This window comes from Vibrio ostreicida (genome assembly GCF_013074385.2).
Lineage (GTDB): Bacteria > Pseudomonadota > Gammaproteobacteria > Enterobacterales > Vibrionaceae > Vibrio > Vibrio ostreicida.
On sequence record NZ_JABEYA020000006.1, the window covers coordinates 87,975 to 101,877 of the forward strand.

General features: G+C 49.0%; 16 protein-coding genes. 6 read left to right on the forward strand and 10 right to left on the reverse strand.

Features of this window, described 5'->3' with window-relative positions:
- The first annotated feature begins 201 nt into the window (after positions 1-201).
- Positions 202-435, forward strand: coding sequence for a hypothetical protein (locus tag HLM86_RS10680; protein ID WP_170882795.1), 234 nt, complete (start codon positions 202-204; stop codon positions 433-435).
- A gap of 131 nt (positions 436-566) precedes the next feature.
- On the opposite strand, the gene HLM86_RS10685 is transcribed toward HLM86_RS10680, so the two are convergent.
- Positions 567-1,472 carry a substrate-binding domain-containing protein gene (locus HLM86_RS10685; RefSeq protein WP_170882796.1) on the reverse strand — a complete coding sequence of 302 codons (906 nt, stop codon included), beginning with the start codon at positions 1,470-1,472 and terminating at the stop codon, positions 567-569.
- Between the two features lie 467 nt (positions 1,473-1,939).
- On the opposite strand from HLM86_RS10685, the gene rsgA reads away from it, so the two are divergent.
- Positions 1,940-3,004, forward strand: coding sequence for a ribosome small subunit-dependent GTPase A (rsgA, locus tag HLM86_RS10690; RefSeq protein WP_170882797.1), 1,065 nt, complete (start codon positions 1,940-1,942; stop codon positions 3,002-3,004).
- Positions 3,005-3,140: 136 nt separating this feature from the next.
- On the opposite strand, the gene HLM86_RS10695 is transcribed toward rsgA, so the two are convergent.
- The 5 genes from HLM86_RS10695 to HLM86_RS10715 are packed head-to-tail and all read right to left on the reverse strand — an operon-like array spanning position 3,141 to position 7,675.
- Positions 3,141-4,355, reverse strand: coding sequence for a phenylacetate--CoA ligase family protein (locus HLM86_RS10695; RefSeq protein WP_143678216.1), 1,215 nt, complete (start codon positions 4,353-4,355; stop codon positions 3,141-3,143).
- Between the two features lie 5 nt (positions 4,356-4,360).
- A complete protein-coding gene (locus HLM86_RS10700) occupies positions 4,361-5,656 on the reverse strand; it encodes a hypothetical protein (protein WP_143678214.1) in 1,296 nt (431 codons plus the stop codon).
- Entirely contained in the window at positions 5,637-6,860 is a 1,224-nt protein-coding gene (locus tag HLM86_RS10705) for an ATP-grasp domain-containing protein (protein WP_076589125.1), read from the reverse strand. Before HLM86_RS10705 ends, HLM86_RS10700 begins: the two co-directional genes overlap by 20 nt.
- A gap of 18 nt (positions 6,861-6,878) precedes the next feature.
- Positions 6,879-7,433 (reverse strand): TauD/TfdA family dioxygenase, encoded by a 555-nt coding sequence (locus tag HLM86_RS10710; RefSeq protein WP_170882798.1) that lies wholly within the window; start codon positions 7,431-7,433, stop codon positions 6,879-6,881.
- The gene (locus tag HLM86_RS10715; RefSeq protein ID WP_170882799.1) at positions 7,409-7,675 is read right to left on the reverse strand and encodes a hypothetical protein; all 267 of its coding nucleotides are present in this window, start codon (positions 7,673-7,675) and stop codon (positions 7,409-7,411) included. The genes HLM86_RS10710 and HLM86_RS10715 overlap by 25 nt, the downstream gene beginning before the upstream one ends.
- A 378-nt stretch (positions 7,676-8,053) precedes the next feature.
- On the opposite strand from HLM86_RS10715, the gene HLM86_RS10725 reads away from it, so the two are divergent.
- On the forward strand, positions 8,054-8,281 hold the full coding sequence (locus HLM86_RS10725; RefSeq protein ID WP_170882800.1) for a hypothetical protein: 228 nt from the start codon (positions 8,054-8,056) through the stop codon (positions 8,279-8,281).
- Here the strand turns inward: HLM86_RS10725 and HLM86_RS10730 are convergent.
- Positions 8,278-9,183: an omptin family outer membrane protease gene (locus HLM86_RS10730; protein WP_170882801.1), complete on the reverse strand. Its 906-nt coding sequence runs from the start codon at positions 9,181-9,183 to the stop codon at positions 8,278-8,280. The genes HLM86_RS10725 and HLM86_RS10730 overlap by 4 nt on opposite strands.
- A 179-nt stretch (positions 9,184-9,362) precedes the next feature.
- On the opposite strand from HLM86_RS10730, the gene HLM86_RS10735 reads away from it, so the two are divergent.
- Positions 9,363-9,563 carry a hypothetical protein gene (locus HLM86_RS10735; RefSeq protein WP_170882802.1) on the forward strand — a complete coding sequence of 67 codons (201 nt, stop codon included), beginning with the start codon at positions 9,363-9,365 and terminating at the stop codon, positions 9,561-9,563.
- Positions 9,564-9,651: 88 nt separating this feature from the next.
- Complete coding sequence (locus tag HLM86_RS10745; RefSeq protein ID WP_170882803.1) at positions 9,652-10,635, forward strand: hypothetical protein; 984 nt, start codon at positions 9,652-9,654, stop codon at positions 10,633-10,635.
- 70 nt (positions 10,636-10,705) lie between these two features.
- On the opposite strand, the gene HLM86_RS10750 is transcribed toward HLM86_RS10745, so the two are convergent.
- Genes HLM86_RS10750 through HLM86_RS10760 form a run of 3 tightly spaced genes read right to left on the reverse strand, consistent with a single transcriptional unit; the run spans position 10,706 to position 12,342 of the window.
- Positions 10,706-10,921: a TIGR02450 family Trp-rich protein gene (locus HLM86_RS10750; protein WP_076589119.1), complete on the reverse strand. Its 216-nt coding sequence runs from the start codon at positions 10,919-10,921 to the stop codon at positions 10,706-10,708.
- Between the two features lie 49 nt (positions 10,922-10,970).
- A complete protein-coding gene (locus HLM86_RS10755) occupies positions 10,971-11,618 on the reverse strand; it encodes an isochorismatase family protein (protein WP_170882804.1) in 648 nt (215 codons plus the stop codon).
- A gap of 10 nt (positions 11,619-11,628) precedes the next feature.
- Positions 11,629-12,342, reverse strand: coding sequence for an NUDIX domain-containing protein (locus HLM86_RS10760; protein ID WP_170882805.1), 714 nt, complete (start codon positions 12,340-12,342; stop codon positions 11,629-11,631).
- Between the two features lie 260 nt (positions 12,343-12,602).
- Between HLM86_RS10760 and pncB the strand changes: the two genes are divergently transcribed.
- Positions 12,603-13,850 carry a nicotinate phosphoribosyltransferase gene (gene pncB, locus HLM86_RS10765; protein WP_076589116.1) on the forward strand — a complete coding sequence of 416 codons (1,248 nt, stop codon included), beginning with the start codon at positions 12,603-12,605 and terminating at the stop codon, positions 13,848-13,850.
- The last annotated feature ends 53 nt before the right edge of the window (positions 13,851-13,903 follow it).

Here is a 13,903-nt window from a genome sequence, read left to right on the forward strand (position 1 = left end):
CCTCGTTAAATTAGACAATGAGGATATGAAGCCTCCGTCATAATGAAAGACATCCTCTTGCCAGAATGGCATGTGTCGAGATAGACGCGCTGAGTTTTACCGTATATTTCATAATACTTCACGTATGTTCTGCGAGCGCTGAGCCACGGTTCATTCCTTTACTTTCGGGTCGGTGGATCATTACTTTTGTTAGGATATTCATTGTCTCAGACGGGGGCTTTTTTCAGGAGATTTCGTCAATACTCCCGTGATGAACGCCATGGCAAACCCTTAGGTCAGGGGTCGATGCTTGAACTCACCATTGATAAAGGAAAGAGAGCATTGACCTTGTCATCTGCGGGTAAAATTGAAGCGGAAGATCACGCCAGCTTGGCGCCGTTAAAAGACGTCATCACCGCACTTCTCGTTGATTTTACATTACAGTCAGCGCTATGACGGATTCCTGCGAGCGGTGACACAAGGCCAAAAACTCAGGTATGGCAACGGTTTTTTACTCACAACTTGTTTAAAACAATAATGCGCCGCTGGGCGCATTATTGTTGCCGAAAGGACTGGGGGAACTAGGGTTAAGGCTCTGGGACGAATCCATACGCCTGAACCAATGCCTTTCCCGCGTCTGTTTTGAAAAAGCTCATCACTTTCTCAACGCCCGGCTTGCCGATGGATTGCTTGTTGATCACCAAATTCAGGGGTCTGACGTATTGGTACTGGCTATTAAACTGGCCATCAACCAGCGGGTTCACCCCGTCGACCGCCAAAACCTTCACTGAGCTGCCGATGTCACCGTTTGGAATCGCGCCTAAAGACCCAAACGCTAAACCGTTGGGAAAACGTTGGCCAATGGATTTTACAATGGTCGCTTCGTCTTCAAAATAGGTGATGGCGGCGAGCTTCTTGTCTTTGAGGCCCAATTGACTGATGAAGACATCATAGGTGCCATGATGAGCGCCTTTGCCGATCCTTCGGATGTCGGCGCTGTCCCCGCCTAGTGCCTGCCATGAGTTGATCTCTCCACTAAAGACCTTCGTTAATGAGGCCAGTGTCACATCACTGACTGGGTTGGCTTGAGCGGCGACAAACACCAGTGCGTCGGACCCGAGCTTGACGACGTCTATTTTATCTTTCAGCGGTGCTTCTTTGTCTTTTAAAGCACGGGAAGCCATCCCTATGTCGACTTGATTAGCATGGGCGCTCTTGATGCCTTTCGACGAGCCTCCCGGCCGGATATTCAATGACTCCCCGCTAAAGTGCGCTCGTATCTGGTCTTGCACTTGTGGGCCAAGATCGGTGTTGATGGCTTTAATGGTGTTAAGTGTTTTGTCTGCCAAGCCTACTTTTCCGTCACGGAGGACGTAGTTTAGGTGGTCAAATATGGGTTTTATTGTGGTTGAACCGGCGATTGATAGGTTTTCTGCATTGACACTCAAGCTAAAACAACCGAGTAACACAGACAAAAAATAATGCACTTTCATAATGATCCTACAAGGGGCTTTTTTGAAAAGTATAGTGCTCATATTGGGAACCTCAAATGTCAGTTGCCTTGTTGTCATACAAAAAGAGGTGTGATCGGCATCAATCCGCGTTGTAGGGCAAAACTCATGGGGCGATGGGTCTGTTATCTTGGTGTTTTTTTGTTATACTGAATGCATATTCATGGTCAAGGAGAACACAAGATGATTGTAATCAAGAACTCACACGGCAGTAAAAGCGGCGCAAAGAGCATAGGGTAACGGACAGTTTCAGCAACGAATCCTCCTACCTTTCTCAGTACTGATTGAGTCACCCAACGTCCCTTTTACCCGGTGTGTTATAACAACCGGGGTCTAAATCTATTTTATTTGCCCCTACTACTCCATTTTTTGACGCCACGAGCGTTTTTCATCGGCCGAGTTTCGTTTCGATGATAGGAAACGATTGTGACGTCTAGGGTCATCAAATAATGCCTACACAAACGCCATTTTCTCAACCACTTTCCCTACAACAACTGGGATGGCAACCTGTATTTCAACAACAACTGACGCTCGATGATTACGAGCATTCCATGATCACTCGGGTGATTGCGCATCACCGCAGTGGCTATACGCTAGCCAGCGAAGAGGGGGAAATAAGTCTACCTATCCATCACAGCCAACCAGCGATGACGGTCGGTGATTGGGTCCTGTTAAATCCCGAGCGGCAATTTGACCGTTTGCTTGAAAGGCAGTCTTTGTTCAGCCGGAAAGCGGCGGGCAGCAAAGTGTCTGAGCAGCTGATTGCGGCCAATATTAATACGGCGTTTATTGTGGTGTCCTTAAACCATGATTTTAACCTGAGCCGGATTGAACGCTATCTTGCTTTAGCCAATGAAGCTGGCGTTGATCCTGTCATTGTCCTAAGCAAAAAAGACTTATGCGATGACGTATCCGTGAAGATACAGCAAGTGCAACAGCTCGATCCTATGCTCAGGGTGGAAGCGGTTAACAGTTTGGATACCGCGTCTGCCCATGCGTTGATCGATTGGTGTAAGCTTGGCCAAACCGTGGCGTTTATCGGCTCCTCTGGGGTCGGCAAGTCGACATTGGTTAATGCGCTGCTTGGTCAGATCGAGCAGGAGACTGGGGACATCCGCGAAGACGACAGCAAAGGTCGCCACACGACGACTTCCCGTTCATTGCATCGTATCGAAAACGGTGGTTTATTGCTTGATACGCCGGGGATGCGTGAACTGCAGTTGGCCGATTGCGCCCATGGGGTGAGTGAAACCTTCGCTGATATTGAAGCCTTGGCACTGCGTTGTCGCTTTTCCGATTGCCAACATCAATCGGAGCCGGGCTGTCAAATTCTTGCGGCGCTCGAACGGGGTGAGTTGACGCAGCGGCGCCTTGATAACTACCACAAGTTACTCAGGGAGCAGGCGCACAATAGCCGGACGCTGGCAGAGCAACGCGCTTACTTTAAGCAGTGGCACAAAAATAATGTTCGTGAGCAAGCCAAGTGCCGCCTATTGCAAGATGGGGGCTCATGAGCAATCGCATTGAGAGCCAATGAGCCAGCACAGCCGCGAATGCAGCGTTGTGAATGAAATGAGGCGGATGATAGGTTCATCCGCCTTTTTTATGGTGTCCCAGCCGTTCAAATGGCGGGCGGTTGTGTGCCAATGGCTAAGGGTCAGTCGGTGAGTCGCCGCGTTGATCAACCACTTTAATCACTTTTTGGCTGAGTTTAGATTTGATCAGGTCATCGACACGGACTTGCTCGACTTTGAGCACCAAGCGACCTTTGTATTTATCAATCAGCAGCACGCGTTCGAGTTGTTCGATCTGTGTGTGTAACTCCTCGCAATGATGGCCTGAAACCAAACGGAAGTGGACCACTTCTTTGTGGGTGTGCTCCTCAAAATATTGCACGATTTGCCAGTCCAGTGCGTGCTCAAGTATCGGGTAAAAAGTCTCAAGCGCGATGTTGTTATCCGCCAGCGATAACCATTGCGAGTTTCTTCCTTTGACCTCCAATAGCGTGTAGTGCTGATGACCGAGTTCAAGCATCGAACGCTTACCAATATCGCCCATGGCATAACGCACCACAGGGAATCGTTTTCTGGGTTTGATGGTCACCACCACCTGACCATACCCATGCGGGTCCGGATCGATAATTTCGACGTCGGCAATGTCATCAACGACAATGAACTGGTTTTGGGCCAACACCTCGCTGTTGTGAAACGCCCAAGGCCCCGTTTCAGCCGAGCCGTAAACGGAGTAAATCACGGGATCATGAAAGGCCGCTTTGATGGCGTTAGCTTGCGCGGGAAACAGAGGGTTGGTCGCATAAAGGACGGCCGATTTTGGGCGTGACAAGCCGTTTTTTAAACAATACGTAGCGTAGTCGGCCAAAATAATCGGCGGACCGGCGATCAGGTCGGGGCTGAAATGGGTGATCAATTGATCCATTTGTTGATGCGTGCAATTTGAGCCAATCGGTAAGCTGGTCATTTGAGCATAGGTGGCGAGTTGATTGAACAGCTCCAATGAGCGGTACATCTGGGTGCCTGTAAACACATTGGCCATGATCCGGTTGTCGGCAAACGGCCCCAACGATGGGATCGACAAAGCGCTAGCCATTAGCCGACGTTGGGTTTCGGTCTCTTGATTGTCCCACGGAAAAAACAGGCTTTCTGATTCTGAGCTGGTTGAGCCTCCGGTGGGAGACCAATACACCGACCGCCAGAAATCATCGGTGGGCTTAAAGCGCGATCGTAACTGGCGAATGGCTCGATCGTAATCACTTTTGTTTAAGATCGGATACGCACATTGGGGGGTGAGCGTTTTGCCAATCAAAGCGCGGTAAAACAGATTGTCTTTTAACGGATGGAATAACAAATGGGTCACCTTCTTGCGAATTCATATCCATGGATTTTTTTCAAAAAAGAGCCTGAGATAAACAGACAGGCGAGGGTATAACAGAGTAAAAAGTAAATGGGGCTTTGTCCCAATTCTCGGCAGATGGCCATACTGATAATCGACAAGAAAAAGAAGCCATAAGACACGGCGACCGCTGAGTTGACCTGATCAAACAGCCGCAATAGATAAAATAGGGACTGACGGATAAAATCAAAAAATACCAGTATTAAAAGGCAATAGACTTCCTGAGTGGCGATGTGATGCGCGTCGCCACTGAGATTAAATACCGATGACAAGATTGAACGGGCACATAACGTCAGCACGAGGGCGACCACGGCGAAATAGCTGAACGCTTTTTTGATGATGTAATGCACAACCACTTGTGCGGCTTTTTTCGACTGTCGGACCGAGCGATATTTAGGGAGGGTTATCATGACCCCATTGGAGAAGCCGGTGATCCAAAACGACGCAAACAAAAATAGTTGCAATGTGACCTGAATCGCCACCACGTAGTGGTCGGCATAACTGAGAGTAAACAAGATGATAAATGCGCTCACCACCGCGTCGGAGGCATAAACGGCCGAGATTTTACTGCCTTCGACAATAAATCTCACCACCTCGCTAGGCTGGCAGTGGTTTAGATGGGGAAGAAAAGCGCCAGTCACCACCTTGTGTTTGACAGAGAAATACCCAAGGTGGATGAGATTATAAATAAACCCGACCACACACCCCAGAGCAAAACTCACAATTGAAAGATGAAAAAAGGAATGAAACAGTAAGGTAAAAGAAACACAAATTACAAAGGTAACCACATTGGTGAGTTTGATGATCTTAGTGTGGGATTGAGCGAGGAGCAGATAGCGTAAGCTGGTCGAAAAGATAAACGGCATCAGGCCGATGGCATAAACAAGGATGAAATCAGCACACAGTTGGCCATGGTTTGCTTGAGCAATCACCATGAATACGGCCATTGCGATCAGCACGACCACGCACAGAACCACACTGACGGTAAAGAACTTGGCGACATGCTGTTGGTAACTGAGGGGGTCTTTGGCCTTAGAAATCTCCATTCCAATCAGGCTGAGGATGCCAAAGACACCCATGGTGATGATGGTAATGATCGACATGGAGTAAGCGAGCACAATCACGGCATCGGTAGACAGACGGGTGGCAAAGGCGGTGGCAAAAACGCCGCGACCATAAGCAAAGACATTAACAAAAAAGATAGCCATGGCTATCTTTTTTGTGTCGACCGCAATCTTATTTAAAGCATGCTGCAACGGCACATCCCCCTCTGGACAGGGCAATAATATGCTCGGTCGAGAAGCGAAAATAACCAGTGCCGTGATAAGCGCCGTTCAGGCTCAAGATCATGCCAACCCCACGGCAAGTTTGAGTGCGGCCATTGAAAAACAAGTCGATTTGTTTTTGTTTTAAATAAGGTTGAGCGATATACACAGGGCTGAGTTCCGACACCACCTGTTGGATGGCATTAAGGTCACAATCGAGGCCCACATACATACCTTCGCCTTTGCCACTTTGACACTTTTTTAACACCCAGCGATCTTTGTGGGTGATGATGTCGTCAGCGACCGTATTAACCAGGTGGGTCGGGATGATGTGGCGAGTTAAGCATCGCACTTCTTGCTCAGTCAGGTAGCGTGACATGATGTGTGGATTGGACAACAACACTAACAGCCGTTTATCGTGGGCAATCATGATCGTGCGAAGGTCATTGACGTAATTTACCGACGAGATCAGGTGCTGCATGATACGGTCATCGATCGCACTGAGTTCGGACTGGTGCAACTCCAGTATGATTTGTTCACAAACGACGCCCTTGGCAGACACTCCTTCGGCGGTGAGGGCTAAATCGTTTGGTGTAATATCAATGACGTCGACACCATGGTCGAGCAGGCGATCTTTGAGAAGGTTGAGATCATAACCCACCTCTTGGTCGCGCAGCAGCATGATGGGCTTCATCAGATCAAACCGAGACAGGTAGCCCGTGATGATCTGCTCCAATTCGTGCTCCAATTCAAGCGTTTCACCGTAATCTTCGGCCAACTGCTGATGCAAATAGTACGCGGAAACAAACCCATTGAGAGTGAATCGGGCGTTAATCTCACAGATTTTGATGGTGTTGGTTTGCGAAATAAGGAAATCAGGGCGAATAGAAAACAGCCGGTAAGGGCGGTGCGATTCCCATTGAATCCATTGCTTATGTGTGTCGCTTAACGGCAATATGGCTTGAATGCGCTCATCGTCAAGGTAATGGGTGACGAGGCTTTCAATGGCTTTGACTAACACCTGATGCGTGGTTTTTATTTGTTCGCTGATCTGCCGATCGACCATCAAGGGAAAGGGGCTAAAGTGGTTACCTAGGCGCGTCAAATCCATTTTCTGAGACAAACTGTCAATAAAGTCGCGTTGGATTTTAGCGTATTGGCCGACCTCATCATATTGAGGCATTAGTTGTTTCATGTCATGTCCTCAAACGGGTTATACAGTGAAATGTTCACCGTCGATAAAGAATCGTATTCTGAGCAAATGTCGGTCTTTATCGTTGATTTTGGTTCGAGCGTGTAAGTAACGCCGATTGTCCATAATAAGGATCTGGTTGTCCTTGAGTTCAAACCAGCGGTTCAGAAGCGGTGATTGACACAGATGATCAAATTCTTCAATCGCCTGTTTTAGTGATGGGCTTAAGCTCGCTTCAATGATCAGTTCTTTTCGATACCTAACGTTTAAGTTTTCGTCGATAACATGGGCTTTGATGGCCTCGACGCCGCGATCAAACTCAGGCGGCACTTTAATCTGAATGGCTTCAGTTTGCAGGGTTCTCAGCGAGGTGTCACTGAGGTGCTGGATAAGGGTAGAGGCGTCGACGAACAGATTTTTTCCGCCACTTAACTTATCCGATCGAATGCATTGCAGAGCAAAGAAGTTGGGAACGCGTTGCTCGTAGGAACAGTCGGTATGCAAGACAAATTCCTCCAATTTGTGTGAGCGTGCGAGCTTTTCTCGGCCTTTTAAGCCCCCTTGTTTATGTGCCATACTGCGTCTTCATCGGTGCTGTGTGTGTGCGGTTTGCCTAATTCAGACACAATGGTTTCCAACAGCGTCGAATGGCGATTCTCAAATTTCAAATCAATGATAAGAACCCCAAACTTGTTCAAGATAAACTTGTATAAATCAATGTCGATATCCGCATTGGGTTGTTCGATCACGTGAAAGCAAGCATGGGGCAATTTTAAAGGATGATAACGTTCGTTTATCGTGACGTCTGAGTTAATCATAGAGTTCAGCGTTCTCTCATTATAATGTTGAAATGAATGTCACCGCGATGGCTTTGCGAATACCCAGGTGGACGATAACGGCTTGGGGCAGAGTGGGGCGTTTATTCGCCTCGTTGCCGCTGTGTTGACGTGGCTATTTTGGGTCTATTCTGCCTCCAGAGCGGCGCATATTCGTGCGTTTTTACCAGACGAGTATCGCAAGGCTATTGAGTGATCTATTATGTAAGCCATTGATTTAAAGGCGTTTAAAACGAGCGAAGGATAACCAGCACGCTTGTCCGTCGACAAGCATAGAACCACAGGCATGTGCACATATGTGACATCAGTAGACCATGTTTATATAAATGCAAAATATTTCACGTTATTTCATCGTTATATGTGACATTTTGCAATCTGTATGCGTTGTTGCCTGTCTCCGTTAAAGCGGGTAGATGGCCGGGTTGCTCACCGCGTTATTTGGCGAACAGTGGGCGTTCCGGTTGGGTGAGTGTGTTGTCGTCGCCCTGTGAAAAGATGGGGGCGTGGACCAATGGCCCGTCACTGATGGCGGGCCATGTCTTACTTGAGTTAGGTCGTTTTTCTCCGAGCCTGAACGAGGGGGGTTAGAAGGTGTACTTCACACCGACGGTGGCGGTCGAGTTGTGGTTGTCGAGACTCGCAGCATTTGGAACGTAGCCAACGCCGGAGTTGGTGACGATCGTCGTGTCCGCTCGGGCTTCTTCGTATTTGGTGTAAGCGTACTCAGCGTAAAGTTTGATTTGCGGCGTGACGTGATAGCCATAGTTGAGCGTCAACGCAATCATATCAGACAACTCGTTACTGTCTTCATAATAGGTGTTGCCGCGCATGTAGTGATGGTCTACGTCGCTGGCATCAACAAATGGGCTCCATTTGACCAAGAAGCCAAACTCAGATTGGTTGAGCTGGTAACTGCCCGCCATGCCCAAATACAGTGCGCCAAATTCCTGCTTGTAATCAATCCCGACAGCGTTCGGGAAAGTGCCGACGTTGGCGCCATTGTTGTACGAGTAGCTGCCGCCAATGCCGTCCCATTTGAACGTTGTATACTGATAACCTCCCACAGCGCCCAATTGATACTGGTCACGCTTAAGGAACCAATAAGTCGCACTTAAATCCAATTCATACGCGTGGCGCAGTTTGGTGTCTGGGCTGATTGATATATGGCTAGGGTCAGACTGATTGGCGACGAGCCAGTCACGGTCTTCCATATGCGCATCACCGTCATCGGTGATCGCCGACCAGAATCCGCCTTTGAGCGTCCACTTTTCATTGAGATCAAGTGCCGCAGCCAATTTAATTATCGGAACATTATCGATTTTCCAATCCAATTGGCTGACTTTTTTTCCCGTTGTGTCGAACACATTCTCTGTTGATGCGCCATTTAAAAACCCCAGTGATCCTTCAAGGGCTAAATTGTTTTGGTGACCTTCTGCCATCGCTTGTGGGGCTATAGCTAAAGGAATAAGCATGAATAATGCTTGCTTCATAAAATCGTTCTCCGGTGTATTTTCGCGCCATTGTAGTGACTTTATTGTCATCAATAAAGCGTGAAAACTATGATGTAAATCACGTCGGGAAAATATCCGGTCTTGACCTGAGTTTATGTCTTTGTTTGAACGGGTTTTTGAGCCGCAGCGTCAAAGTGCATACTGCCAGAACGTGCAGGATGGAAAACCGTGCGTACGCTTGCCAAGCACACACTCGTTATCCCATCGCCACGGTATTGTCTGCAATGGCATTGAAGTGGCGCCACTGCCTCCACGGCTGTGATGATTTATTCTTGTTTATTGTGAGCAAATTGGCACTCGCCTGTTGCTGGATTCGTCAGCCTTATTCAGGTTTATTCCGTCGCTTTGCCCATAGGTAGGCGCCATAGTGCAAAGCTTGGCATTGATTCATCGCGTGACGACCAGCAGCGTTGAGTCAACTTATGTACCTTTAGGAGACGATCAATAATGGACAGCGGATTTAATGCGCGACTGAAGTTTTTTCAAAATCTTGAAACGGCCCCGACCAACCAGACCAACCGCAGCACGTTAGCCGTGAAGAAAGTGTCTAACAAATTAAGTCCAGCGGTGAAGACGCCGCCCGTCAATTCGGCTGGACCCAAGCGGGCACCGCGGCCCGCTGTTAATTTGGCTGGGCCAAAGATGGCACCACCGCCACCGCCCCCACCGCCGATTGGGCCGCACTCGTCAGCTTCGATGGCATCAAAGACACAGACGCCAGCAAAGCCTAAGACCATGAGTTTGGACGATGCGCTAAAACAAGCGGTCAATAACAGAAAGCAACCCGCTCGATCCACGTTTGACCAGACAGAAAAAACCCATAGTTTTGAGTCCGACTGTTTAAGTTTGGCCAAGGAAACCGGGTTTACCTTTGCCGCGATCCAGTACATGACCACCAAGGCACCCGACAAAACGGGGTTCGATTTTAGTCAGTTTAAAGCAGAGTCGGCGGCGTATCGCAATGAGATCCTCAACACATCGGTGTTCGAATTGTTTGTGACGCCATTGGCGCAAGAGGCAGACGAAGGTAAGCTCGATGCGGTGATAAACCATGTAAAGCAGCAGATTGAACAGGGCTCGATTGATATGAGTCAGGCGTTTAAAGACGTCAAACAAGCCCTTGGTCTAACGGACCAACAAGCGGCGAGCAAGATCAAGCTCTATTATGACGCATCCAATGAAAGCGCTTTGAAGACACTGCTTAAAGCCAACACCAAGCAAGGTGAAAAGTCGAGCTTAACGGTGCAGAATCTCAGCTGCGAATTATTGAACGAACCGGATTCTTACCTGTCGATTTTACAAGGTCAGGGCGTTGGGATGATGACCCCTTTTATTGAAGCAAAAAGCCTCATCGAACGGTTGAACGAACTATTGCCTCAGTTGACGGCAGAGCAACGGGCTGTAATACAGCAGCGAATCACGGTTGAGTGATCCGGATCTAAGCCAGAATACTCTTCTTCTGGCTTAGTCCTTCACGGCTCATGTTATCGATGCCGTGGCGTCAGACCCAACCTTGACGCCATTTCTCGGTGTGTTTGAGCTCATGCCAATCGATGGCGTACGCGTTTTTCGATAGAATGGCCTCCAATTGGCAGGAGAGCACCGTACCGTCTTCATTGAACTCAACGTCAGTGACCAGAAAGTGTTTTTCTTTATTGACGGGGTTAACGGCCGTCCATTTACTGTGGTGTAATTTAGCTGGGTTGATCGGGTTCATACTGTCTCCATAAGCAGGTGATTGATGATGGCCGCACTGTGCTTGCGCATTATTGTATGGCGCCCGCGTGTTCAACCACGAGCGCCCCTTGTTGAGTTAAGGCTTGGATCACGGAATCAGCATTGTCAGGGAAAACCGCTCGCGTTGACGCCAAGTTGACGATGACCTGAAAACCAGCCGCTAGCAATTGTTCCACCGTCTTTTTGACACAAAAATCGAGCGCCAACCCGCCGACAATAACGGTTTCTATTTGTCGGGATGTTAGGAACTCGATTCCGCCGGTTGATTGACTATCGGCGCGGTCATGATACAAGGCCCCGTACGGGTGTGCATCGGGGTCGATACCCTTGTTGATCTGGAAGTCATATTCACGCACGCCGGGTAAGCCGGGCAGCAGCGCAACCCCGCGGGTGCCGACCACACAGTGAGGGTTCCATTTGATGTCGACTTCAGGTAAGCCGACCGCCTCTAGCATGTTGTCGGGCGTGTCCGCTTCCCAAGCGGCTCCGGGGGGATGCATATCACGAGACACCAGATTAACACAGGCCTTAGTGTGATTGAGTAACAGCTCAGTAACAATGTCAAGCGCCCCCGAGACAGGCAGTTCCGCGGGGCATAATTCACTGAAACCTTGTTGAGGGTCGACATCAATAGACGCGGTTTTGCTGTGGTCAACCGTAAGGTGAAGTTGGTGCATGTCGGGCTCCTTAGCGCAGGCAGGTTTGGAAATAGGTCACGCTCTGTTCGTTTAACTGATAAACCTGAGCGGGTTTGCCGCCTTTGCCTTTATTGGTCGAGGCGAGTTTGTTGGCGCCAACAATGACACCAGTATCAATCAAGCGACGTTTGACCGTCATCCGATTTACCTCGACGCCAAATTGGCCGTATGCGGCGATAATATCGGAAACAAGAAACTCTCTTTCCAGCGCAAACAAGGCCACTGAGGTGTATTCGACCGCAGCGCGCAGTTTGTGCCAAGCGAGGGCGATCAACTCGGCATGGTCAAAAGCGAGCTCAACGTGATGATGTAAAATGTCGTCAAGCGCGAACCAGCGCAGTTGCTCACGGCACAGGCCGCAATTGTCTATCTGCTCGACGTTGGCCTGATTAAGCAGCGCATAATGCGCAATGGTGACACTCCAGCCATCCGGATCACGTTTGGGGTTGCCATCCACCATCGGTTGGCTAATGTAGTGTGGGTAGGTATGCATTTTTTGACGACAAATACGTCGGCGGGCGGCATCAAAATCTTGATCGGCCTGTTGCCCACCTTGGGCCGTGAGATCGTGCTCGAAGACAAATCCCCCCGGAATCGACCAAAGCCCATGTTGAGGCCTGTCGGGGTTGTCGCGCCGAATTAGGAGGACTTCCAGCCCATTGTCGCCCAGTCTAAGACAAATCATGTCTATGGTGACTATCATCGAGGTTTCCCTAAGTTTGTAACCGATGGTTACATTACCACTGAAACGATAGAGGTCAATAGTAAAGTTAGGTAATGAATAAAACCCTATTTAATATCAATGTATTATAATGTTTTTTTGTGATGCGGTTAGGGTTGGTATCGGGTTTTATTGATGAGAAATCAATTACCAAAATCAGTTAGTAACATAATTTGACAAACCAATGTGGCTAAATTAAAGTGCGGTTTGGTCATCAATTTTAATCAAGGGCAGGAAGGCTGATGAGCGCCACGCTTTTTAATGAACGCATCATCCAAAGTGCGTTGGATCTGGATGTTTACAAGATCAATATGATGCACGCCGCCTACACGTTCTACCCGCACACCCAAGTGAGGTATGAATTGATCGTGCGCTCAGATGAAGATTTGTCCGATCTCAAACAGGATGTGGAGCACGAAATCGCACAACTAGAGGCGTGTCGTTTCACCCAAGACGACATCCATTACCTTGCTCAACACGCCGCCTATTTAGACCACGGCTTTTTAGCGTATCTGGCTGACTTTCGTTTTCGTCCGGCACAACAAGTGACGGTTGAGGTGGTGGGCAAGCGAGGTGAAGCTCAACTGCGCGTGTCGATTGCGGGAATTTGGCACCAAACCATTTTGTATGAGACGCTGGTGATGAGCATTATTTCTGAAGTGCGCAGCCGTCGCCGTTGGTCTGAGATCCCATACCACCAGTTTTGTGAGGTGTTGGCCAGTAAAGTTGCGTCACTCAAAGATCAGATCCGTCGTCGTGGAATCCGCCACTTTCAATTTTCAGAAATGGGCAGTCGCCGCCGTTTCAGTGCCAAGGTGCAGCAGGATGTGGTGGACTATTTCCGACAACATGCGCCAGAGCTGATGACCGGGACGAGTAACTATCATTGGGCTAAACACTTCAACCTAACCCCCATTGGTACTGTGGCCCATGAGTGGTTTATGGCCCACCAGCAATTGGTTGAACCAGCCGAATCACAGCACGTGGCTTTGGACCGTTGGCAGCAAGCATTTGGTGGTCGGTTGGGGATTGCCCTGACCGATACCATTGGCATTGACGCCTTCTTAAAAGATTTTACTCTTGAACGTGCGGCGGCGTATGCTGGTGTGCGCCATGATTCCGGAGACCCATTCGAATGGGGCGATAAGATGATTGAGCATTATCAGGCGTTGGGTATTGAGCCAACCTCGAAGATGTTGATTTTCACTGATGGTTTGAATTTTGACCGCGCCTTGGCGATCAGTGAATACTTTGCAGGCAGAGCGACAATCAGCTTTGGTATTGGCACTTTTCTCGCTAATGATATGGGGCGGTGGGCAAACCCATCTGGCGACTACAGCCCGCTGTCCATGGTGGTGAAAATGGTGGAGTGTAACGGCGCTGCGGTCGCCAAGATCAGCGATGAGCCTGAAAAGGCGATGTGCGAAGACCCGTTGTTCTTGCGCGAGCTCAAGCAGCACTTTGGTTTGAGGTTGGATCAAGCCAGTTAGCCGTGAGGGTAGGGACGCACCGCTTTGTGCACAGTTAAGCGCGATGTCCCTGA

Bases quoted from the DNA above. Each gene is read 5' to 3' on its own strand.
- HLM86_RS10685 (WP_170882796.1), bottom strand. From the start codon at position 1,472: ATGAAAGTGCATTATTTTTTGTCTGTGTTACTCGGTTGTTTTAGCTTG.
- rsgA (WP_170882797.1), top strand. From the start codon at position 1,940: ATGCCTACACAAACGCCATTTTCTCAACCACTTTCCCTACAACAACTG.
- HLM86_RS10705 (WP_076589125.1), bottom strand. From the start codon at position 6,860: ATGAAACAACTAATGCCTCAATATGATGAGGTCGGCCAATACGCTAAA.
- HLM86_RS10710 (WP_170882798.1), bottom strand. From the start codon at position 7,433: ATGGCACATAAACAAGGGGGCTTAAAAGGCCGAGAAAAGCTCGCACGC.
- HLM86_RS10715 (WP_170882799.1), bottom strand. From the start codon at position 7,675: ATGATTAACTCAGACGTCACGATAAACGAACGTTATCATCCTTTAAAA.
- HLM86_RS10730 (WP_170882801.1), bottom strand. From the start codon at position 9,183: ATGAAGCAAGCATTATTCATGCTTATTCCTTTAGCTATAGCCCCACAA.
- HLM86_RS10735 (WP_170882802.1), top strand. From the start codon at position 9,363: ATGGAAAACCGTGCGTACGCTTGCCAAGCACACACTCGTTATCCCATC.
- HLM86_RS10745 (WP_170882803.1), top strand. From the start codon at position 9,652: ATGGACAGCGGATTTAATGCGCGACTGAAGTTTTTTCAAAATCTTGAA.
- HLM86_RS10750 (WP_076589119.1), bottom strand. From the start codon at position 10,921: ATGAACCCGATCAACCCAGCTAAATTACACCACAGTAAATGGACGGCC.
- HLM86_RS10755 (WP_170882804.1), bottom strand. From the start codon at position 11,618: ATGCACCAACTTCACCTTACGGTTGACCACAGCAAAACCGCGTCTATT.
- HLM86_RS10760 (WP_170882805.1), bottom strand. From the start codon at position 12,342: ATGATAGTCACCATAGACATGATTTGTCTTAGACTGGGCGACAATGGG.
- pncB (WP_076589116.1), top strand. From the start codon at position 12,603: ATGAGCGCCACGCTTTTTAATGAACGCATCATCCAAAGTGCGTTGGAT.